The organism is Macrococcus sp. DPC7161 (genome assembly GCF_004117835.1).
In the GTDB taxonomy this organism is placed as follows: Bacteria; Bacillota; Bacilli; order Staphylococcales; family Staphylococcaceae; genus SDSC01.
In genome coordinates this window covers 195546-219239 of sequence record NZ_SDSC01000003.1, presented here as the reverse complement: position 1 = coordinate 219239, position 23694 = coordinate 195546, and the positions used below count along the sequence as shown (strand labels likewise).

The window sequence follows — 23694 nt, the reverse complement described above, 5'->3', positions numbered from 1 at the left end:
GCGGGCGTATATGTTAAAGGGGTATGGTGTAATAATACCCTTTTAAATTTATTTAAAACATGGAGAAATAAAATGGCTAAAAAGTTAACGAAGAAAGAAGCGAAACAAATTGAAATTCGTAATAAAATGATATTAGTTTTAATACTTTGTGTTATTGTATTCATTATTTATTTACTTATAATACAAGCAATTAAATCACAAGAAGCTAAGATGCGTGATTATAAGGTGGGTGTACCGTTTACTTATGAAAGTGCGCTTCAAAAACAACAAAAAGCCAGTCCTGTTGTTTCTAATGGTGTAAAATGGTTGCCATCTAAGCAAAGACACATTGATCAATATTTAAAACCAGATCAATTGTATAATGACCCTGTTCAAAAGTTACAATTTTTAAATTTAGGAATGGCTCAAAAGATTCATCCTAATGATTTAAATGAGCTTCTCAAAGGCAAAGGGATTCTTGAAAATCAAGGTGTGACTTTTTCTAAAGCGAGTAAGATTGAAGATGTTAATGAAATTTATTTGATTGAACATGCAATTTTAGAAACTGGGAAGGGTAAAAGTCAGTTGGCTCAAGGTGTTAAGGTAAGTGATGATAATAAAATTGGTAAAGGTAAGAAATATTATAATTTCTTTGGTATTGCTGCTTATGATCATAATCCTCTTAAAGAGGGTGCTTTGTTTGCTAAGGAACATGGATGGGATACACCTGAAAAAGCGATTATGGGCGGTGCGAAGTTTATTAAAGAGGAATTTTTAAATAAGCCTTACCAAGATACGCTTTATGGTATGCGTTTTAATCCAATGAATCCTGGTAAACATCAATATGCTACTGATGTGATGTGGGCGCATCATAATGCGAAAATGATGGCACTAGATTATAAGAAGCTAGGATTAAAAGGGAAATACTTCACAAGATATTATTACAAGAATCATACAATTAATAAGAAAGATTTAGATGAAAACCATGCAAATTAGGCATGGTTTTTCTTTTGTTTCCAAAAGAATGAATATTACAAAATGATTATTTTTATACATTAAACAGAATTTTCTAAAAATTTTATTGATTTAATGAGATAAACCATTTATCATTGTTGTAAGCAATCAATTTTTTAAGGGGGAATTCATTTGAATAAAAAATTAGTTATGCTATCATCAGTCGTATTATCAGCGTCAACCTTGCTTGCAGCATGTTCTGGAGGCGGGTCAAAAACAGAGGGGCAAGTATTAAATTTATCAACTACAGCAGATATTCCATCTATGAATCCATCACTTGCAACCGATATGGTAAGTTTTCAAACGTTTGAAAATGTTTACGAAGGTTTATATCGATTGGATAAAAATACAAAACCAGTTCCTGCATTAGCAGTGGGTGAACCTGAAAAGTCTAAAGATAAAAAAACTTGGACTATCAAATTACGTAAAGATGCAAAATGGAGTAACGGTGACCCTGTTACTGCAAATGATTTTGTTTATGCATGGCGTGAAGTGGTGAATCCAAAAACAGGTTCAGAATATGCATTCATTATGTTTGATATTGAAAATGCACAAGACATCAATGAGGGGAAAAAAGATGTGAATTCATTAGGTGTTAAAGCTATTGATGATCACACTTTACAAATTAAATTGAAAAATGTTCAACCGTATTTTGAAGGGCTATTATCATTCGGTACATTTATGCCGAAAAATGAAAAAGTGGCAAAAAAATATGGTGATAAATATGGTACGGATGCTAAAAAAGCAGTCTATAATGGTCCATTTAAAATGACGGAATGGAAAACAGAAGACAGCTTTAAATTGGTTAAAAATGATAAGTATTGGAATAAAAAAGTTGTGAAGTTAGAGGGCATCAATTACCGCGTTGTAAAAGATGTTCAAACAGGACTGAATTTATATGATACAGATAAAATTGATTCTGTAGGTATTTCAAGTGATAACGTTGAAAAATATAAAGACAAACCAGACTTTAAAACAGAATTAACAGCAGCGATGAGCTATTTTAAAGTGAACCACAAAAACAAATACTTAGCGAATAAAAATGTACGTTTAGCCATTGCGAAGTCGATTGATAAGCAAAGTTATGTTGATAAGAACTTAAAAAATGGATCAGTGCCGGCAAATCAAATCACACCTAAAGATGTATATAAAGGGCCAGATGATACGGATTTCTCAAAAATTGCTGGTGGCGATATTTTAAAATATGATACAAATGCGGCAAAAGAATATTGGAAGAAGGCAAAACAAGAGTTAGGAGAAGATAAAATCACAATTGAATTATTAACGACTGACCAAGAAACTGCAAAAACAGATGCGGAATTCTTTAAAGAACAATTAGAAAAAAATTTAGATGGTTTGACAGTTAAAATTAAAATGCAGCCATTTAAACAGAAATTAGCGTTAGAAGATAAACGTGACTATGATTTATCATATTCAAACTGGTTCCCTGACTATGCGGATCCAATGACATTTTTAGATTTATTCTGGAGTAAACAAACAAATACAAATTACAAAGATGCTAAATACGATCAGTTGATTGAAGACGCAAAAGGGCCATTATTAAAAGACCCTAAAGCGCGTTGGAAAGCTTTAGGAGAAGCGAGTACGATGTTATTGGAAGAAGCACATACGATTCCAGTGATTCAACGTGGATCTGCTTATTTACAAAAAACTTATGTGAAAGATGTATTGACGAACAGCTCAAACATTTATCAATACGATAAAGCATACATCAAAAAATAAACAAAAAACTTTTAAAAAAATAAAATTCATTTAATATAAAATAATAATATTTTTAACCATCTAAACACTTGTATTTAGGTGGTTTTTTATTTGATTATGTTTATTTTATATAAAATTTAATTAATATAATATTTTAAATTAATGAAATTTTACAAATTTTCTATTTACACTTGCATGGTATTTCAATATAATAATGCATAGGAATCATTTTGTTTTATAAAAATATAGAAAAATGGAGTGGATTTTGTGAAAAAGTTTTCTAAGAATTTCGGCAGTGCAATTATTGCAACATCATTACTTGTTTCACCGGTAGCAGGCATGAGTTTAGTACATGCAGAAACGACTAAAGCAGAAGTTTCTGGCTACAACACTTTAAGCGAAGGACAAAGTATTCTTATTCGAGATGGTTTGTATGAAAGACACAATCTTGAACTTGCTAGTGTTGAAAACAAAAGCGGTAAAGTTGTGGTTACTTTCAATTACAGTTCTCGTTCAATCATTAAAGAAGGGTATGTTAACGGCAAACTACTCATTAATAATGGTGGATTAAAGAAAGTAAAAGATTTTAGTGCAAAAGTAAAATACTTAAACGAGTCTAAAATTACAGTTGAATTAGATGCTGCAGATGTAAAAGGCAATGACGGCTCATTGTATTTAGAAATTGGTGCATCAAATGAAGCGAATAAATTTTATGATCATTTAACACAAAAATTTAAAATGAAATTAGATGCGGCAACTGAAGAACCAACAGCTGAGGAACCGACATCAGAAGAGCCAACTGCAGAAGAACCAACAGGTGAGGAGCCTACTGCTGAGGAACCAACTGCAGAAGAGCCAACATCTGGCCCGGGTACTGTTATCGTTAACAACGAAAACACAACTTCAGATGCAGTTAGTGAAAATACTGGATTCAGAAACAGCGCTTCAATCATTGAGCAAGATTTAAAATTATTTGCAAAACAAAAACCAATGCGTATCGATAGACTTGTAGAAATGTCTGAAGAAGATAAAGCGCGTAAAGAAATTCGCCCTTCTACAAGTAAAAACCGTGTGATTGTTAAAGATGTTAATGTAGGGGATACACGTTCATTCAATACATTTAACTTTGAAACAAATCGTGTAGAAAAAATCACAGCAACATTACAATATAAAGGCACAAAAGGTTTAGTTTGGGTTGCAGATAGAAATGTAACTCGTGCAGATGCTGAAAAATTAGGAAAAGAATACGATTCAAAAATCGTACCATTAATTCACGATAACTTTGGTGAAGAATCTGACTTAGACGGTAATGGTCATGTAAATATCTTATTATATGATATTCAAGATGGATTCGGTAAAACAAGTCAATCATACACTGGTGGATACTTCTACGGTGGAGACTTAAAAGCAGGTGCACAAGGATCAAACAACATGGAAATCTTCTACATGGATACATATCCATCAATGGGTTACCCAGCATCTGAACCAAAAGACGTTACTAAAATTTACTCAACAGTAGCGCATGAGTTCCAACACATGGTGAATTACAACCAAAAAGAAATCATCCAAAACTCTGAAATGGATACATACTTAAACGAAGCATTCTCAATGGCTGCTGAGCACATTTACCAAGGACCAATTCAAGACCGTATTGACTACTACAATAATGCACGTTCAATTCAAAATGGACATTCATTAACAAACTGGTCAAATTATGGTGATACATTATCGAACTACTCTTTATCATATTTATTTGGTCAATATTTAAATGAACAAGCAGGTATTGGTGATAGAGTTTATAAAGAAGTAATTGCACATAAAGGAACAACTGAAGAAGCATTACAAGCAATCGTACATAAATATGTAAGTCCAACAAAATCATTAGGTTCATTTATGACAGACTTCCGTATTGCGTTAATCAAACATGACAAATCAGGAAAATACAGCTTAGGTAGTGAACCAGAATTCCAACATTTAAGAACATTATATGCTGACCGCGTACCAACATCATTATTACCACAAGCGTCAGTAGCAATTAAAGTAAATGATTTAGCAAACTTTAAAGAACCAACATCAAAAGGTCAACACATCACTTACACAAAAGTAAAATAAATAGACGACAAAATGCCCATGTGAATTGAATTCACATGGGCATTTTTTGAAATTTTATTGTTGTTGTGATTTTAATTTCTCAGCTTGTTTTTTCATTTCAGCTTCGTAATCTTTAGGGTTTTCAGCACCTTTAGGTACATCAATTTTATCTACTTTATTAAAGTCAGAGTTTTCTTGCGTTAAATCAGAATGGAGGCTTGCTTTTTTACCTTCCATCGTTGTGTCACTTTGTACTTTGATTAAGTGATAATCTTTATCAAAGTATAACGTATTTTTTCCTGATACTTTATCAAAGTTTTTCACAATTTGATTGATCGTTTGTTGTTGACCCGTTGCTTTAGAGAATTCTATAAAAGCATCTTTATCTTTAAAAGTTACACTTAACTCATAACCGTCAGCAGTTTTTTTCACCTCAGCTGATTTAAAAGCTTCAAGTGTTGATAACGTATCTTGATACTTCAATTGTTGTAATTGCTCGATGCCTTTTTTACCAGCAACTTTAGTGGCATCAAAATATTCATTGTCTTTACTTACAATTAACTGATCTTTAATTAAATATTGTGCATTTTTTTGACCAGCAATAACATTTTCTAATGCGATATTACCATCTTTCGCGACTGTAATATTTGAAGTAGACTTTTGGTTTTGTTTATTTTGTTTGTAATTTGAAGTGACAACACTTTTATAACTTTCAACAGATTTACCCGCTTCTTTAGCTTTATTAATAATCGCTACGGCATCTTTGTTTTCTTTAGAAGTATTCGTTGTCTTAGTAGATTTTGATTCAGATTTTTGTTCAGTTTTTGTCTCTGTTTTTGGTTTTGAGTCACTTTGATTACATGCTGCTAAAACAACTGCTGCACCTAATACAAGTGATAATAATTGATTTGTTTTCATAATTCGCCTCCAAGTTTTTAGTATAGCATATTCTATTTTAGATTTCTTTTTTGAGGCATGAGAAGAGAAACCAATATTATTAATGCTAAAAGAGCTAAAAGTGAACATCACTTTCAGCTCTTAAAATTAAATATTTATCTTTTTCCTTTTTAATGGATCTAATCTTCTTTCAATGAATCCTAGTAAGATATCTGCTAAGATGGCCATTAATGCTGTTGGAATGGCACCTGCTAAAATGATGGATTGACCACCTGTTGCGTTTGTACCACGGATGATAATATCACCTAAACTTGGTGCACCGATAAATGACCCAATTGCTGTAACACCAATTGCGATAACTAACGCAATACGAATACCAGCAATGATTACTGATAATGATAAAGGTAACTCTACCATTGTTAAAAGTTGACGTTTCGTCATACCCATACCTTTACCAGCATCGATAATATGATCTTCAACAGATTTAATACCTGTGTAAGTATTTTTAATAATCGGTAATAAACTATACAAAAATACTGTTACAATAACTGTTGTTTTACCTAAACCTAATGCTAACATTAGCATTGCAAGTAGGGCAATCGCAGGAACTGTTTGAATAATATTCGCAATCGCAATGACAGGTCCTACTAATTTTTTATGACGTGCAATCCAAATCCCAATTGGAATCCCAACAATCGCACCGATTAATACACCATAAATACTTATTAGGAAGTGTTCAACGAATAAAGACATCACTGCGCCAAAATTATCACGATAATAGGCAATGAACTGTTCAAATGTATTTAACTTTTCCATTTACTTACCTCCTTTAAAGTAATTATGTTTTTTCAAATATTCCTCTGCAACTACTGCAGGTTCTTTTAAATTATTATCAACTTCATAATTTAATTTTTGCATTTCTTCTGTTGAAATTTTATTTTTCATTGATTCAAGGATTTTATCGATCTTTGGATCTTTTTTGATTAAATCATATGATGCTACTGGGTTGGCATCATATGGTGGGAAGAAGTGTAAATCATCTTCTAATATAACTAAGTCATAACTTTGAATACGACCATCTGTTGTATAACCTAATACAACATCCATTTTTTTATTGGCCAATGCTTCATAAACCAATCCAATTTGCATCGGTCTAGTATCTTGGAAATTAATGCCGTATTTCTTTTTGAATGCTTCAAATCCATCACCTTTACGTTTCATCCATGATGAATCAACACCAGCTTTTAGTTTATCGGCTACAGGCTTTAAATCACTTACTTTTTTTAAGTTATATTTTTTAGCAGTTTCTTTTGTAACCATAAAAGCATATGTATTTTCAAAACCGTAAGAAGGGTAGTATTTTTGTTTGAAATCATTTTTAAAGGCTTTAGTAACGACATCTCTAGCTTTTTTTGGATCTGTAATAGGGTCTTTTCCTAATGCACCTGTTAAGTCAGTTCCTGTATATCTCGCAGCAGAGATATTTGCATCTCCTCTAACCATAGCTTGATGTACAACAGTACCAGACCCTAAATTATTAATAATTTCTGTAGGGTGATCTGTATTTTTTTCTACTAAAATTTTAATCATATTCGCAAGAATTTGACTTTCAGTTGTATAAACCGAAGCGATTTTTACGGGCTCATTTTTATTACTTGCTACTTGTCCACATCCTGATAAGAGTAGGGTGAAGGCAAGTGCTAATATGAATAGTGATTTTAAATGTTTCATTATTTATCCCTCCTAGTCACAACTAATCCTTTAGGGGTTGTGAATTTTTCTACCATTGCAAGGATAAAGTCTGTTAATAATGCAAGGATGGTAACAACGACTGCACCTGAGATGATGAGTTCTGGTTGATATAAGTTTAATCCGTTGAAGATAAAGTCGCCTAATCCACCAGCACCGATGTATGATGCAAGTGTTGCCCAACTGATTGCATATACTGCTGATAATCGAATACCACTCATAATAACTGGTATCGCAAGCGGTAATTCAACCATACGAAGTGATTGTCTGCTTGTCATTCCCATTGCTTTTCCGGCAGCTTTCGCATTTGGATCAATTTGTTTAATACCTAAGTATGTATTGTTTAAGATAGGTAGTAATACATATAAGAACAACGCAATGACTGCTGGCATTGTGCCAATACCGAATATTGGAATCATCATTGCAAGAATCGCTAGTGATGGTACAGTTTGTAATACACTTGTGATACTTAAGACAATTTTCGCTAATGTTTCTTTTCGCGTCAGTAATATGCCGAGTGGAACTGCAACAACGACTGCAAGTAATAAACTCAATAATGAAATTGAGATATGTTCCATTGTTTTTTGGAGGAGTTCTTGTTTGTTTTGATTAAAGAATTCTATCATGATTATACCTCCTCAATCGTTTCTTCTTCTTCGCCCCAAATCGTGTCATATACGATATCTACTAAGTTGGCACGTGTAATGACACCTAATAATTTATCGTTATGGTCTAATACTGGGATGACACGGATATTACGTTTTAAGATGGTACGAACGGTATCTTGTAACATCACGCCAGAGCGTACGTAGTATACTTTTTGGTTCATAATACGTGATAAACTTAAATGCTTCTTATGTGCTTCTGATAAGTCTTCAATATCTACATAGCCGACAAGTGTATTCGATTGATCAACGACGAATAACGTATCTACACGGCGACTTCTCATAATATTGATGGCTTCACCAATTGTTTTTTCTGCAGTGATAGAAATAGGGTCTTTCATGGCTTCATCAACTGTTTTAAGGTTTGGTGTTTCTTGAATTAATCGGTTTTGTCCGATAAACTCACGCACAAAGTCATTTGCTGGATGTTTTAATATATTGTTTGGTGTATCAATTTGAATGACTTCACCGTGACTCATAATGACAATACGGTCTGCAAGTTTAATTGCTTCGTCCATATCGTGTGTAACCATAATGAATGTTTTGTTAAACTTATGTTGAAGTTCTTTAACTAAATCTTGAATCGTATCACGTGTGATTGGGTCTAATGCACCAAATGGTTCGTCCATTAAGATTAATTCTTGATCCGCAGCGAGTGCACGAATAACACCGATACGTTGTTGTTGTCCACCTGATAATTGTGATGGGTACATATCTAAATATGATACAGGTAAGTCAACCAATTGAATCAGTTCTTCAGCTTTTCTATTCTTTTCTTCTTCAGACCATTTTAATAATTTGGGAACGAGTGTGATGTTGTCTCGAATTGTCATATGGGGAAGGAGACCAATTTGTTGGATAACGTAACCGATACTACGTCGTAATTGTACGGGGTTTATTTCTTTTATATTTTTACCGTTTAATAGAATTTCACCTTTAGTAGGATCAATCATGCGATTAATCATACGCATTGCTGTTGTTTTACCAGATCCACTTGTACCAATAAAGGCAATGAATTCTCCTTTTTTGATATCAATGTTTAAATTATTGACGGCTTTTTTTCCGCCACGATAAACTTTGGAAACATTTTTGATCTCTAACATAGCTGCACCTCTTTAATTTGTTTTATGCAATACTTTTACCCGTTAAAGTTTCAACTAAACCTATTTACATAAAATATTTTAATAAATACGATTAAAGGCATATGAAATAGGGAAAGTAGATACTTAAAAGGAATTTATACATTTCATGTGTGTTTTAAAGGTTTAATTTAAGGATATTACTTTTTTAATATACTAATAGGGTGTGTAAACAGTATTAATCAAAATGAATAAAAAGTAAAAAAATAATAAATAATATGGAGGATACTATGACGATAGCGATAATAGGAACTGGTGTGGCAGGAATGTCTGTTTTAAAATACTTAATCAAACTAAAAGTTAAAGAAGATATTTTATTATTTGATGATCAAAAATATTTGAGTAAAGGAAGAGCTTTTCAATATGATCATCCGGATTTACTTATGAATTATCCAGGCAATCAATTAAGTATGAAGTTGAATAAACCTGATGATTTTGAGAAATGGGTAGACGCACAAAGTCAAATTGATGAAGAAAAACATCAAAATGAACATGAAAATAAAACGGGTAATGTGTATTATTCTAGGCAATTGTTTGGTAAATACATGCAAAGTCACTTTGAAAAATATGTTCAAAACAAAAAGGTTCAAGTGATTACGAATCACGTAAGAAATATGATTCAAATAGATAACAGATATGAAATTCAAACACAAGATGAAAGTTACCAAGTAGATACAGTATTTTTAGCGACTGGACAATTTGGTACATCAGATCATTATCAGTTAAAGGAAATTGAAGCATTTCGCTTGTGGCCTTATCCATTACATCAATTAGAAGTTGAACATAATAAACAATATGCTGTTTTAGGAACAGGATTATCTGCTGTGGATTGCGCGAGATATATACTTCCTAAAACAAATCAACCACTGTTGCTATTCAGTAGAAAAGGTCAAGTGCAGTCCGTGCGAGGAAAGATGGCTAATATTCAATTTAAATATTTAACGATTAAAAATATTCATAAACATAAAGAAAAAGGCTTTATTCCATTAAACAAAGTCGTTGAACTATTCATTAAAGAAGCTAAACATCACAAAATCGATATCGAAACATTATTAAAAATTAAACGAAATGACCCTGTAAAAGCGATGCAATACGATTTAAATCATCCTGAAACAGTGGGTTACTTACAATCATTCATCCTAAAATTAACACAACAAGCATCGTTGATATGGCCGTATTTTACAAATGAAGATAAAGATGAATATTTACAAAATTATCATCAGTTATTACAAAATTATACGAATCCTATGCCTGAAGATACAGCAACAGAACTATTGAATGCAATTCAAAATAAACAATTGCAAATCATACCTAATATGCAAGATGTGACGTATCTTTATAATAAATTTAGAATCACAACGTCAAATGAAGAATACAGAACACATTATTTAATTAATGCAACAGGACCATCAAAGTCATTTGCTCAAGCAATCGAACCGAATGATTTCATTAAGCATTTATTTAACCAAGGCTTACTAATCGAACATCCATATGGCGGATTTTATGTTACACCAGAGACAAATCAAGTCATCACTTCAAGTGGCATTGCACCGAACTTTTATATGTTAGGACAAAAAACAGGTGGCGTGAATTTCTTAAACAACGGTATTGTTGAATTAATTCAAGAAGCCAAAAGAGTCGTTAAAAATTATACAAAATAAAATAGACAAATTCTTGTATTCATCATATAATGACCACAAATAAAGCGTTTACAATAGGGGGATAAATCATGCACGAACAAACGACAAGTTCCATTTGGAAAGGTCGAATAGACCATGAAACAGATCCAATGCACTTTAGAAACTTTCAAGTAGTAGAGCATGTTCATAAAGATAATCCAGTATTTTGTGATGTTGGGATATTAGGTTATGCAGTCGATCAAGGTGTGGAATTGAATCAAGGACGCATTGGTAGTAGTACAGGACCAAATGCAATTAGACAAAAGTTTGCGAATATGTCATATATCGATAAAACAATCGCAGACTTTGGTAATGTATCGACGAGAGAAGATTCAGTAGAAGACGTACAAAAAGAATTTGCAAAGATCATGAAAGCAACCTATGATTTCAGTGATATCCACTTCTTATTAGGTGGTGGGCATGATATTAGTTATGCACATTACTTAGGATTAAAAGCAATCTATCCAGATAAAAGAATTGGTGTTATCAATATCGATGCGCATTTTGATTTAAGAACCAGTCGAGAAGCCAACTCAGGTACGGGATTTAAACAAATATTAGATGACGATAAAGACGTTGGGTATCTTGTGTTAGGGATACAACCAAGTGGTAATACAAAACATCTCTTTGAAGTGGCAAAAGCAACCAATACGGAATATGTATTAGCAACAGACATCAATGCATGTGCAAAAGGGGCAATTGACCACTTTGTGAAAGAATATGACATTATCATGTTAACAATTTGCCTAGATGTACTAGACGCCGGATTTGCACCAGGCGTCAGCGCACCATGTTCATTTGGATTGTCGCCTTATCAAGTAGACGCAATGATACAGCACATTATGCAATTTAATAAAACAAAGCATATCAGTATTGCAGAAATGAACCCAAAATACGACATCGACGGAAGAACCGCAAAACTCGTTGCACATTTGATGTACAACATTACGAATCGAAATGCCAATATGATTTAAATAAATCAAGTAAAGAAAGTACTCTGTCAGAGTGCTTTCTTTTTTTATTATGATTCATATAAATGGTTCTAGATAACTGTGGTTCTATTTTTACAGTAGATAAGTATTCAGTATGTATTGATTGATAATATATTTTTGGAATAATAGCAAATCCCAAACCTTCACGAACAAAGTTACAAGCAGCTTCAAATCGATCAACCTCTAAAACAATATTTGGATGAATACCATGCGTTGAACAATAATCATCGAAATGCTTTCTTACTTGGTAAGTTTGGTTAGGTAGAATTAAAGGTAAATCGACGATTTCAGTACTTGATGTATTAAATGCATCTTTAGGCGTTAATAATACATATTCTTCATTATAAATTTCAGTTGAAACGATATCTGAATGATTTACATATTCATTAGATAAAACAATATCTATGTCATATTTCAATAAAGCTTGAAGAAACTGATCATAATCTAGGATTTCTTTGATTAAATATCTTTGGTTTTCGTATATTTTGTGATGCTGCATGACAACAGTGGATACCCATTGTGAAGTTGATTCCAAAATAGATAATTTGATTTTAGGTTCTTCTGTATAGTTCAAATCATACATTTTCTCAACAGTGAGATGATAATTTTTAACGATATCTTTTGCATATTGGTAGAAGAGAATTCCTTTTTCAGTGATTTTTATATCTTTTGTAGAACGTGTTAATAAAGTATAGCCTAGCTCTTGTTCTAACTTTTTGATGGCTTGAGTGAGTGATGGTTGAGCGATGTGTAAATACTCAGCTGCACGTGTAAAGCTGTTATGTTCAACTACAGCGATAAAGTATTCGAAATGTAAGATTTTCATAAAGCACCTCGAGTTATTTATAGTTTAAACCTATTAATTATTAGTTTATTGATATTAGATATCTATATAATAACAAATTATAATGGGATTGTAGATAGAAAATTCAGAAAACGGGGGATGTAGATGTGGAGGTTTTATATTTATAGCATTATAGGTATTATTTGTTTTTTTGTTCCAATTACAATTGGTGAAAATAACACTATTATTATTGATCACATTGTCAATTGGATAAAGATTTATCTTGCTCCAATTCTTCCATACTACGCACTATTATTAATTTTAATTGGCGCAATTTATCCATTCTTGAATGGGAGTTGGAAGAAAAGTTATACGGATCTTTCTTTTACGGTTTTTAAGGTGTTAGGAGTGATAGTAGGTTTTATGGTCGTATTTAAGATAGGGCCAAAATTTATTTTATCTCCTGACTTAGGGCCATTTTTATTTGAAAAATTAGCAATTCCATTAGGTGTTTTAATTCCTATTGGTTCTGTATTTTTATCATTACTTGTAGGATATGGATTGTTAGAGTTTATAGGTGTTTTATGTAGAAAGTTTATGAGACCAGTTTTTAATACTCCTGGTAAATCTGCTGTTGATGCTGTTGCTTCATTTGTTGGTAGTTATTCAATAGGTTTGATGATTACTAACAAAGTTTATAAAGAAGGTCACTATACACATAAAGAAGCGGTAATTATCGCAACAGGTTTCTCAACAGTATCTGCAACATTTATGATAATTGTGGCAAAAACTTTGGGTATCATGGAACATTGGAATTTGTTTTTTTGGAGCACATTAGTGATTACATTTATTGTGACAGCTATTACAGTTCATATTCCACCAATCAGATTTGAATCTAATGATACATACAAAGGTGTTCCTTATAAAGAAGAAGTAAGTAAAGGAATGCCACTATTAAAAGAAGCATATTTAGAGGCAAAAATTGCAATCAATAATGCGAATACATTATTACAAAACATCGTCATTAACATTAAAGATGGGGTCATTATGACAATGGCAATTTTACCATCAATCATGTCCATCGGACTATTAGGTTTATTGATAGCAAAATATACATCGATTATTAAATATTTGTCTTTAATTTTTTATCCAATATTATCTTTATTTCCAAGTATAGATGTACCAGTATTAGCAGAAGCGTCTACGCTTTCTGTTATTGAAATGCTATTACCAGCTGCGATTGCTCAAGAAGCTGATTTAATTACTAGGTTTACAACAGGTGTTATGAGTATTTCAGCGATTATTTTCTTTTCAAGTGTTGTACCAGTTATCGTTTCAACTGATATTAAGATTCCAATTTGGAAACTTGTAGTGATTTGGTTTGAAAGAGTCATTCTAACTTTAATCATTACAATACCATTTGCATTAATAATATTTTAATAAATAGGGGGATGTCATAATGAGAAACATTAGAGCGAAAAAAGGTTTAGAAATTGAGTGTAAAGGTTGGGAGCAAGAAGCGGTTTTACGTATGCTTTATAATAATTTAGATCCTGAGGTTGCTGAGCATCCTGAAGATTTAGTGGTGTATGGTGGTATTGGTAAGGCTGCTCGTAACTGGGAGAGTTTCGATGCGATTGTTGAGTCACTTCGCAATTTAGAGAAGGATGAAACTTTACTAGTTCAATCCGGTAAACCGGTTGCTGTGTTTAAAACACATGATCAAGCACCACGTGTTTTATTATCAAATTCAGTTTTAGTTCCGAAGTGGGCAAACTGGGAGCATTTCAATGAGTTAGATAAAAAAGGTTTAATGATGTACGGTCAAATGACTGCTGGTAGTTGGATTTATATTGGTTCTCAAGGGATTGTTCAAGGTACTTATGAAACGTTTGGTGAGCTTGCGAATCAACATTTTAATGGTGATTTAAAAGGCACAATTACTTTAACTGCTGGTCTTGGTGGTATGGGTGGTGCACAACCGCTTGCTGTTACGATGAATGGTGGGGTTGTCATCGGTATTGATGTCGATGAGTCTCGTATCGATAAGCGTATTGAAACACGTTATTGTGATGTAAAGACGCATGATGTGGATGAAGCAATCCGTTTGGCGAATGAAGCGAAAGAAAAAGGGGAAGCTTTATCGATTGGTTTAGTTGGTAACGCTGTTGATGTATACAAAGCTTTACTTGATAAAGATTTCAAAGTAGATATTGTAACTGACCAAACGTCAGCACATGATCCATTAAATGGTTATGTTCCTGTTGAGTATTCTTTAGAAGAAACAATTAGATTACGTAAAGAAAATCCAGAAGAAGTTGTACGTTTAGCGAAGAAATCTATGGCGAAACACGTTGAATACATGCTTGAGTATAAAAAGCGTGGTGCGATTGCATTTGATTACGGTAACAATATTCGTCAAGTTGCATTTGATGAAGGTGTTCAAGATGCATTTAGTTTCCCAGGCTTTGTGCCAGCATATATCCGTCCATTATTCTGTGAAGGTAAAGGGCCATTCCGTTTTGCGGCTTTAAGTGGTGACCCTAAAGATATTGAACGTGCGGATGAAGAAATGCGTAAATTATTCCCAGAGAACAAAAAATTAATGCGTTGGTTAGATCTTGCTAGTGAAAAGATTGCATTCCAAGGTTTACCTTCACGTATCGCTTGGTTAGGATATGGTGAACGCGTTAAAATGGGGTTAGCATTAAATAAATTAGTTGAAACTGGAGAAATTTCAGCACCAATCGTTATTGGACGTGACCACCTTGATGCAGGTTCGGTTGCAAGTCCAAACCGTGAAACTGAAAGTATGCAAGATGGCAGTGATGCTGTAGGTGACTGGGCAGTATTGAATGCGTTAATTAATACAGCTGCTGGTGGTTCTTGGATTTCATTCCACCATGGTGGCGGTGTTGGTATGGGTTACTCATTACACGCTGGTATGGTCGTTGTTGCAGATGGCTCTAAAAATGCTGAAGAAAGATTATCACGTGTGTTAACAACTGACCCAGGTATGGGTGTTGTGCGCCATGCGGATGCTGGCTATGACATTGCTAAAAATGTAGCGAAAGAAAAAGGTATTAATATTCCAATGTTAGATGTTTAATTATACAAATTGATTGAAAGGATGTTGATGATGAACGATTTAATCATACAAAATATTGCAGAGTTAATTTTACCCAAAAAAACTGACCTTCCTTTAAAAGGACAAGAACTTGCAGAATTAAATATCGTTAAAAATGGTACTGTAGTAATAAATGAAGGGAAAATTGTATATGCCGGACCGCACACAGATGATTATGAAGCACATGAAGTGATTGATGCGACAGGTAAAACAGTTTCACCTTCATTAGTAGATGCACATACACATTTAGTACATGGTGGTTCACGTGAACATGAAATGAGTTTAAAACGCCAAGGTGTTTCTTACTTAGAAATCTTAGAACAAGGTGGCGGAATTCTTTCAACAGTTAAAGCAACGCGTGAAGCTTCAGAAGATGAATTATTTAAGAAAGCAGAACATGAGTTATTACGTATGATTCACCACGGCGTGTTAAGTGTTGAAAGTAAAAGTGGCTACGGCTTAGATTTAGAAAACGAATTGAAACAATTACGTGTATCAAAGGCTTTAGAAGAGAAGTACGGTATTCAAATGAAACATACATATCTTGGTCCACATGCAGTACCGAAAGATACGGATAGTGAAACCTTTCTTGAGCAGTGTATCCAAGATTTAGATGCAGTGAAAGATATCGCTGATTTTGCAGATATTTTCTGTGAGACTGGTGTATTTACAATTGAACAAAGTAGAAAATATATGATTGCTGCTAAGGAATTAGGATTACCAGTAAAGATTCATGCGGATGAAATAGATCCATTAGGTGGACTGGAGTTGGCGATTGAACAACAAGCAATTTCAGCAGATCATTTAGTCGCTGCAAGTGAAGCTGGTAAGAAAGCTTTAGCGGACAGCGATACGGTTTGTGTGCTACTTCCAGGTACAACGTTCTATTTAAATAAAAACGAATATGCAGATGCAAGAGGCATGTTAGATAATAATGGTGCAATTGCAATTGCAACAGACTACAATCCTGGTAGTTGTGTTACGAATAACTTGCAGTTAGTGATGAGTATCGCAGCGTTAAAATTAAAACTTACACCAAAAGAAATCTGGAATGCTGTTACGGTAAATGCCGCAAAAGCAATTGATGTAGATGCAGGTACTTTAGAAATTGGAGATGCTGCAAATCTAGTAGTATGGCATGCGCCTAACCATGAATACATACCATATCATTATGGTGTGAACCATGCAGAGAAAGTCATTCATAATGGTAAAGTCATTGTGAATCATGACTTAGCATTAAACTAATATATTGGGACACCGATTTAGGTGTCTCTTTTTTGTTGATGTTTAGATTTGCAGCTCAAGTGTGACCGACAGATGGGCTGCAGACAAATCTGTGGCTCAAGTGTGAGCATCAGATGAGCTGCAGACAGATCTGTGGCTCAAGTGTGAGCATCAGATGAGCTGCAGACAGATCTGTGGCTCAAGTGTAGGTATCAGATGAGCTGCAAAAGTTACTGCAGTTCAAAATTATTTCATTGCAAATATTCAAATTATTCGGTACGATTAATTTGTCGTTTAAGACAGACAAGTTAATAATATTCTTTCGGGGCAGGGTGAAATTCCCAACCGGCGGTGATAGTCCGTGAGCTGACGTCATTTTGATGGATGCTGATTCTGTGAAACTCAGAAACCGACAGTATAGTCTGGATGGGAGAAAGAATAGACCGTATGTTTATTTGTTATGGAATAAAACATAAGGTTTATTTGTGATACCTAAATTCAAGGAACGCCCTAAACGGTGTTCCTTTTTTTAATGGAGGTTAGCAAATGTATATTAACAAAGCATTCGAACTTGTGAAATGGACACAAGGTCAAACTGGGACAAATCCAGCAGTGGGTTGTCTTATTGTAAAGGAAGATCGAATTGTCGGTATCGGTGCACATTTAATTCAAGGTGAGGCACATGCTGAAATTAATGCTATTCAAATGGCAGGGAAACATGCGCAAGGTGCGTCACTTTATTGCACTTTAGAGCCTTGTTCTCACTTTGGTAAAACACCACCATGCATGCACAAAATTGTAGAAGTGGGAATTAAAAAGGTTGTATTTGCAGTAAAAGATCAATCGCTTCATTCTAGTGTGGATTATATGAAGTCCAATGGTGTTGAAGTCGAACAGGTCAATGTTCCTGAAATTGAAGCATTCTATGCACCGTTCTTTAAATCAAAAAAGACAAAAATGGCATATACCATTATTAAAATGGGTGTCACACTTGATGGAAAAACAGCTGATGATAGCAATGTAAGTAAGTGGATCACAAACGTTGCTTCAAGAGAAGATGTTCATCAAGAACGTTATTTGTGTGATGGCATTATGGTCGGCTACGAAACTTACAAACAAGACCAACCGAAACTTGACGCGCGCCTTTACAAACAAAAAAATATCAAGAAAATTATCATTACAAGCGGCATCTTTTCTATCAATGAATGTGATTTGTTAGAAAAAGACCGTTTAATTGTGATATCTAAAATACCACAACATGTAGAAGGTGTGAAAGTACTGGTAATCCCAGACTTAGCACCTAAGAAAATATTAAGTACTTTATATGAACATCATATTCATCGATTGATGATTGAAGGTGGTATGTCTACTATCCGAAAATTTATCATAAATCATGCATATGATGAAATACACCAATACATTGCCCCGAAACTATTAGGTGGAACTTCAAAGCATCAGTTTTTAACGACTGATAATCCTTCTTTATTGTCAAACTTGACACCACTCCAACTTGTATCTGTAACCACTTTTGATAACGACGTCAAATTAGTCTATAGAAAAGAGGCGTAATATGTTTACAGGTATCGTCGAAGAAATTGGCACCATTCAAAGCATGACTAAACGGGCTGAAACACTCACTTTAACCATTGAATGTTCAAAAATATTAGAAGACATGCATATTGGCGATTCAATTAGTGTGAACGGTGTTTGTTTAACGGTCACTTCGTATAATCAAAAATCATTCCAAGTCGATGTTGTAAATGCAACAAATAGCATTACTTTATTTTCAAAGATGAAGCAAGGCACTAAAGTAAATTTAGAACGTGCATGTTTACCAACAACACGACTTGGTGGGCATATCGTGAGCGGACATATTGATACGACAATTTCTATTTCTAGTTTTAATCGATATGTGAACACTTTGAAGATTAAGTTAAAGTTACCAAAGCAATTCAAGCAATATGTTATTCCTAAAGGTTCGATTTGTATAAATGGCATTTCACTCACGATTTTTGAAATTGAGCATGATGAAATCACGTTAAACATCATTCCTGAAACGGTTGAAAGTACGATACTTAAATACTTAAAACAAGGTGATTTCGTTCACATTGAATTTGATATGATAGGCAAATACATTTTAAATCAGTCAAATATTCAAAAAGGAAATAATGAATCGCAATTAAGAATGAAATTGGAGATGTTGTGATGTTTGATTCAGTTGAAAGTTGTATAGAAGATTTAAAACTAGGTAAACCCATTATCGTTGTCGATAATGAAGATAGAGAAAATGAAGGTGATTTACTCGCTATCACTGATTTTATTAATAGAGACTGCATTAATTTTATGATTACACATGCTAAAGGTTTATTGTGTGCACCAATTTCATATGAATTAAACAAAAAATTAAAGCTATTGCCAATGGTAAACAATAATCAAGATCCGCATCAAACAGCGTTTACAATCAGCATAGATCATAAAGATACACATACTGGCATTAGTGTTGATGAAAGATTGATGACAGTGAAGGCATTATGTCAAAAAGATGTGACGTTAGCAGATTTTAATCAACCAGGACATATCTTTCCTCTTGTTGCAAAACCAGGTGGCGTGCTGGAACGTGTTGGACATACTGAAGCATGTGTAGATTTGGCTAAATTGTGTGGTGCGGGTGAAACTGGTGTAATATGCGAAATTATTAAAGAAGATGGCACAATGGCAAGACGCGATGATTTGGTTCAATTTAAACAAACGCATCAACTTAAAATGATGTCCATCGAACAGTTGATGATATATCGAAAAAAGCATGAATCACTTGTAACAAAAGAAGCGTTAGTTAATATGCCAACCAGATTTGGCCAATTTGATTTAATTGGATTTAAAGAAATTTATTCTGATAAAGAACATGTGATTTATATGAAAGACTATGAAGGTGTACCAAGTGTAAGGCTGCATTCAGAATGTTTAACAGGAGATGTGTTTCATAGTGAGCGATGTGATTGCGGCGTACAGTTGGAAAATGCATTAATACACATCAACAATCATGGTGGATTACTCGTCTATTTAAGACAAGAAGGTAGAGGCATCGGTTTAATTAATAAATTAAAAGCTTACGAGAAAATTGAACAAGGCATGGATACTGTTGAAGCCAATCATGCATTAGGCTTTGAAAGTGATTTAAGAGACTATGCAGTAGCAGCATCTATGTTAAAGACTTTAGGCATACACAAAGTCAATTTAATTACAAACAACCCAAGAAAAATAAATGGATTAAGGAATTACGGTATTGAAGTACAGACAAGAATTCCACATCAATTCAAAAGTAACCAAAACAATCAAAATTACTTATTAACGAAAAAATCTAAACTAGGACATTTATTGGAGGCAGAATTAATATGAATTACAGTGCAAAATTAACAGGTGAAGGATTAAAAATCGCAATCATTACATCTAGATTTAATCATTTTATTACAGATCGATTAACAGAAGGTGCATTAGATACTTTAGAAAGACATGATGTTTTGTCAGAGGATATCGATACATTTTTAGTACCAGGTGCATTTGAATTACCATTTGTAGCTACAGAACTTGCAAAGAAACAAAAATATGACGCCATCATTACTTTAGGATGTGTCATTCGTGGTGCAACAACTCATTATGATTATGTGTGTAATGAAGCAGCAAAAGGCATTGCTAGAGCTGGAGAACATGGAACACCTGTAATTTTTGGTGTTGTTACAACAGAATCAATTGAACAAGCCATTGAAAGAGCGGGGACTAAAGCAGGTAACAAAGGTGGAGAAGCGGCAATCAGTGCGATCGAAATGGCTAACTTAAATCAGTTGATAAAAAATATTTAGTTAACAAAATTAAATGTGTTAACTTTTATTTAACAAAAGTAAAAGGAATTTAATGTAAACACTAAAGGTTTATGTATTATATTAATCTTAGGAGGCTAATATGATACTTAAACCTTTTCAAATGAGTGCAAAACTAAAATATTATTTTGCATTAAATAATCGTGCGACATTTACTAATAAACAAAATACCGATTATTACACACAATTGTATGGTTATAACGGAGAAAAAAACTTTTATCAACGTATAAAAAAATTTGATCAAATTGTATTGTTGCATGACCTCACATTAACATCCAAATATAAAGGGCAAGCGCAATATGACTATATTATTATTCATAGTGGGCGTGTTGTTCATATTGATGTGAAAAATTTTAAAGGCACTTATCGTCAAGTCGATGATAACTTTGTAAGTAGCTATAAAAAAATAAAGAATCCAATGGGTCAATTAAGTGTAGCTCACGATATTTTAGAAAATACATTATCAGAAATGGCGCACACCGTTCAAAGTAAATTACTATTTATTAATGAAAACTTTTGTTTTAGAGGGAATACGGATATCGATCAGTGGGTATTTTTAAGTGAACTAGATCAATATTTAGAACAATTTAAAGCATTGAATCATTTATATGATATTGATTTAGAAATCGGTCGGTATTTATTAAGCAAACATGATGATTCTGAAAATCAATATCCACCAATTAAAGTGCCATTTGAAAAAGTAATGGCAGGTATGAAATGTCCGAAATGCTTGAACTATATCAGTCAGGAGAAACAAAAAATCGATTTTAATTGTAAATGTGGTTATCAATGTAAAAATGAAGCTCTCATTAAACATAATATTGATGAACTTATGATTTTATTTGAAGGACCAGTGACGATACAGCAGGTGTATACATGGTGCCAAACCGTTTCTTTATCAACGATAAAAAGAGTACTTTGGAAATATTATAAGAAAATCGGTCAGAATCGAGGTAGTAAATATTATTTTAAATAATCTGCAGCTCAAGTATGACCGACAGATGAGCCACAGATGAAACTGCAGCTCAAGTATGACCGACAGATGAGCTACAGACGGATCTGCAGCTCAAGTGTAAGTACAAGATGAGCCACAGACGGATCTGCAGCTCAAGTGTGTCAGACAGATGAGCCACAGACGGATCTGCAGCTCAAGTGTACCTAACAGATGAGCTACAGACGAATCTGCGGCTCAAGTGTACCTAACAGATGAGCCACAGATGGATCTGCAGCTCAAGTGTGTCAGACAGATGAGCTACAGATGGATCTGCGGCTCAAGTATGACCGACAGATGAGCTACAGACGGATCTGCAGCTCAAGTGTAAGTACAAGATGAGCTGCAGACACGACCCCCAACAAGCTTCCAAACAAAAATGCCACCGAACTTACAATAGTTCGGTGGCATTTCATATTATTTACGTTTGAATAACTTACCTAAAACGACTGCACCAGCTACAGCACCTGCTGCGATACCGACTTTTTTGTTTACGTCTGGTGTGAAGATTGATTTATATACCAATTGTAAGTTTTGAGGGCGTTCTGCTAAACGTCTCATGAAGTAACCGTACCAGTCTTGTCCGTATGGTACGTAAACACAGAATTGGTAACCTTCTTTAGCGATTTCCTCTTGTAATTCAGAACGGAATCCGTATAACATTTGGAATTCGATTAAGTCTGTATTTAAGTTATGTTTTTTGATGAATAATTTTACATGATTGATAATGTTATGATCATGCGTAGCAATAGAAGTCATTGCTTTAGCTGATAATAAGCGTTGCTCAATTATTTTGATATAGTTTGTATCAATATCTTCTTTAGATTGATACGCTACTGATGCATCTTCTTTATATGCACCTTTAACTAAACGTAAACGTACGTCTTTATATTTTTCGATTTCATCTGAAGCTCGGAATAAATATGCTTGAATTACTGTACCTACATTTGTGTATCCTTCAGCTTTTAATTGATCTAAAATTTCAAATGTTTGAACAGTGTGGTTGTAGTCTTCTGTATCCATGTTAATGTGCATATTGTCTGCTTGTTTCGCTTTTTCAACGATGGCTTTAACATTGTCATAACAGAATTCTTTATCAACATCTAATCCAATTTGAGTTAATTTGATCGACATATGTGCTTTTACACCCGCATTATGTAATGCGTCAATCATTTCTAAAATTGCATTTTTAGCTGCTGTAGCTTCTTCTCTTGAAAATACGAATTCTCCTAAATTATCTACAGTTGCTGTAATCCCTTTGCTGTTTAAAACACGAATTGCTTCAATTGTTGAAGGTACATCTACACCCGCAACAACTTTGTTAGCACCTAATGCTAAACCGTATTTTTTAGCAGCAGCGTTTAAAGTTTGATTTTCACTTAAATAAATAAAGAAATCTCTTGTTAAACCCATTTTTCAATCCCCCTAAAATTTTAAAGAATAAAGCGTTTACATCTAATAAAATAAGCATAATACTAACACTTTATTGTGTCAAAGGAATTTTTGTGAAAAATTAAAAAAAGTATTAATCTTCGGAAAGATGAATACTTTTGTCTGCAAGTAATTCTTTTTGAATGGGTTCAGTACTAAATTCAACAAGATGGGGTATTGAAATAAGAAAAGATAACACAATGAAAATTTTCTTAATAAGTTTCATCATTTGCCTCCGTTGTATGTTTGATTTCATTATAACGAGGGGATATAAATGACGTTTAAAGGTTTTGTAAAGTTATCGTATGATATATAAATTTTTCATTAATATAATG

General features: G+C 33.5%; 21 protein-coding genes and 1 riboswitch. Of the genes, 13 read left to right on the top strand and 8 right to left on the bottom strand.

All coding sequences use genetic code 11. The features are described 5' to 3' along the window. Window positions 1-72: 72 nt before the first annotated feature. From ER639_RS06435 to ER639_RS06425, 3 genes are all read left to right on the top strand, one after another. A complete protein-coding gene (locus ER639_RS06435) occupies window positions 73-975 on the top strand; it encodes an N-acetylglucosaminidase (RefSeq protein WP_129064949.1) in 903 nt (300 codons plus the stop codon). Window positions 976-1125: 150 nt separating this feature from the next. Beyond that, window positions 1126-2736: a peptide ABC transporter substrate-binding protein gene (locus ER639_RS06430; protein ID WP_483306230.1), complete on the top strand. Its 1611-nt coding sequence runs from the start codon at window positions 1126-1128 to the stop codon at window positions 2734-2736. Between the two features lie 246 nt (window positions 2737-2982). Further along, the gene (locus ER639_RS06425; RefSeq protein WP_129064948.1) at window positions 2983-4827 is read left to right on the top strand and encodes a M30 family zinc metallopeptidase; all 1845 of its coding nucleotides are present in this window, start codon (window positions 2983-2985) and stop codon (window positions 4825-4827) included. Between the two features lie 54 nt (window positions 4828-4881). Here the strand turns inward: ER639_RS06425 and ER639_RS06420 are convergent, their stop codons facing one another. The 5 genes from ER639_RS06420 to ER639_RS06400 form a co-directional block, all read right to left on the bottom strand. After that, complete coding sequence (locus tag ER639_RS06420; RefSeq protein WP_129064947.1) at window positions 4882-5724, bottom strand: DUF6612 family protein; 843 nt, start codon at window positions 5722-5724, stop codon at window positions 4882-4884. Between the two features lie 126 nt (window positions 5725-5850). Then, window positions 5851-6519, bottom strand: a complete 669-nt coding sequence (locus ER639_RS06415) for an ABC transporter permease (protein WP_129064946.1) — start codon at window positions 6517-6519, stop codon at window positions 5851-5853. Then, the gene (locus tag ER639_RS06410; RefSeq protein WP_129064945.1) at window positions 6520-7434 is read right to left on the bottom strand and encodes an osmoprotectant ABC transporter substrate-binding protein; all 915 of its coding nucleotides are present in this window, start codon (window positions 7432-7434) and stop codon (window positions 6520-6522) included. Beyond that, a complete protein-coding gene (locus tag ER639_RS06405; protein ID WP_129064944.1) occupies window positions 7434-8078 on the bottom strand; it encodes an ABC transporter permease in 645 nt (214 codons plus the stop codon). The genes ER639_RS06410 and ER639_RS06405 overlap by 1 nt, the downstream gene beginning before the upstream one ends. 2 nt (window positions 8079-8080) lie before the next feature. Next, entirely contained in the window at window positions 8081-9220 is a 1140-nt protein-coding gene (locus ER639_RS06400; RefSeq protein ID WP_129064943.1) for a betaine/proline/choline family ABC transporter ATP-binding protein, read from the bottom strand. Between the two features lie 266 nt (window positions 9221-9486). On the opposite strand from ER639_RS06400, the gene ER639_RS06395 reads away from it, so the two are divergent. Beyond that, window positions 9487-10917 carry an FAD/NAD(P)-binding protein gene (locus ER639_RS06395; RefSeq protein ID WP_164993374.1) on the top strand — a complete coding sequence of 477 codons (1431 nt, stop codon included), beginning with the start codon at window positions 9487-9489 and terminating at the stop codon, window positions 10915-10917. Window positions 10918-10985: 68 nt separating this feature from the next. After that, a complete protein-coding gene (hutG, locus tag ER639_RS06390) occupies window positions 10986-11909 on the top strand; it encodes a formimidoylglutamase (RefSeq protein WP_129064941.1) in 924 nt (307 codons plus the stop codon). Here hutG and ER639_RS06385 read toward each other — a convergent pair. Then, window positions 11881-12753, bottom strand: a complete 873-nt coding sequence (locus ER639_RS06385) for a LysR family transcriptional regulator (RefSeq protein ID WP_129064940.1) — start codon at window positions 12751-12753, stop codon at window positions 11881-11883. The genes hutG and ER639_RS06385 overlap by 29 nt on opposite strands. A 123-nt stretch (window positions 12754-12876) precedes the next feature. Between ER639_RS06385 and ER639_RS06380 the strand changes: the two genes are divergently transcribed. From ER639_RS06380 to ER639_RS06345, 8 genes are all read left to right on the top strand, one after another. Beyond that, a complete protein-coding gene (locus ER639_RS06380; protein WP_129064939.1) occupies window positions 12877-14151 on the top strand; it encodes a YjiH family protein in 1275 nt (424 codons plus the stop codon). A 19-nt stretch (window positions 14152-14170) separates the two neighbouring features. Then, window positions 14171-15820, top strand: a complete 1650-nt coding sequence (hutU, locus tag ER639_RS06375) for a urocanate hydratase (protein ID WP_129064938.1) — start codon at window positions 14171-14173, stop codon at window positions 15818-15820. Window positions 15821-15850: 30 nt separating this feature from the next. Then, window positions 15851-17083, top strand: a complete 1233-nt coding sequence (gene hutI / locus ER639_RS06370) for an imidazolonepropionase (protein WP_129064937.1) — start codon at window positions 15851-15853, stop codon at window positions 17081-17083. A 293-nt stretch (window positions 17084-17376) separates the two neighbouring features. After that, window positions 17377-17504: riboswitch (FMN riboswitch) on the top strand. Between the two features lie 104 nt (window positions 17505-17608). Continuing rightward, entirely contained in the window at window positions 17609-18631 is a 1023-nt protein-coding gene (ribD, locus tag ER639_RS06365) for a bifunctional diaminohydroxyphosphoribosylaminopyrimidine deaminase/5-amino-6-(5-phosphoribosylamino)uracil reductase RibD (RefSeq protein WP_129064936.1), read from the top strand. Window position 18632: 1 nt separating this feature from the next. Beyond that, a complete protein-coding gene (locus ER639_RS06360; RefSeq protein ID WP_129064935.1) occupies window positions 18633-19268 on the top strand; it encodes a riboflavin synthase in 636 nt (211 codons plus the stop codon). Then, window positions 19268-20458, top strand: a complete 1191-nt coding sequence (gene ribA, locus ER639_RS06355) for a GTP cyclohydrolase II (protein WP_129064934.1) — start codon at window positions 19268-19270, stop codon at window positions 20456-20458. The genes ER639_RS06360 and ribA overlap by 1 nt, the downstream gene beginning before the upstream one ends. Beyond that, entirely contained in the window at window positions 20455-20919 is a 465-nt protein-coding gene (gene ribH / locus ER639_RS06350; protein WP_129064933.1) for a 6,7-dimethyl-8-ribityllumazine synthase, read from the top strand. Before ribA ends, ribH begins: the two co-directional genes overlap by 4 nt. 100 nt (window positions 20920-21019) lie before the next feature. After that, window positions 21020-21913, top strand: a complete 894-nt coding sequence (locus ER639_RS06345; protein ID WP_129064932.1) for a nuclease-related domain-containing protein — start codon at window positions 21020-21022, stop codon at window positions 21911-21913. Between the two features lie 432 nt (window positions 21914-22345). Here the strand turns inward: ER639_RS06345 and ER639_RS06340 are convergent, their stop codons facing one another. Next, a complete protein-coding gene (locus tag ER639_RS06340) occupies window positions 22346-23341 on the bottom strand; it encodes a proline dehydrogenase family protein (protein ID WP_129064931.1) in 996 nt (331 codons plus the stop codon). 112 nt (window positions 23342-23453) lie between these two features. Next, a complete protein-coding gene (locus tag ER639_RS12505; protein ID WP_255420564.1) occupies window positions 23454-23585 on the bottom strand; it encodes a hypothetical protein in 132 nt (43 codons plus the stop codon). Window positions 23586-23694: the final 109 nt, after the last annotated feature.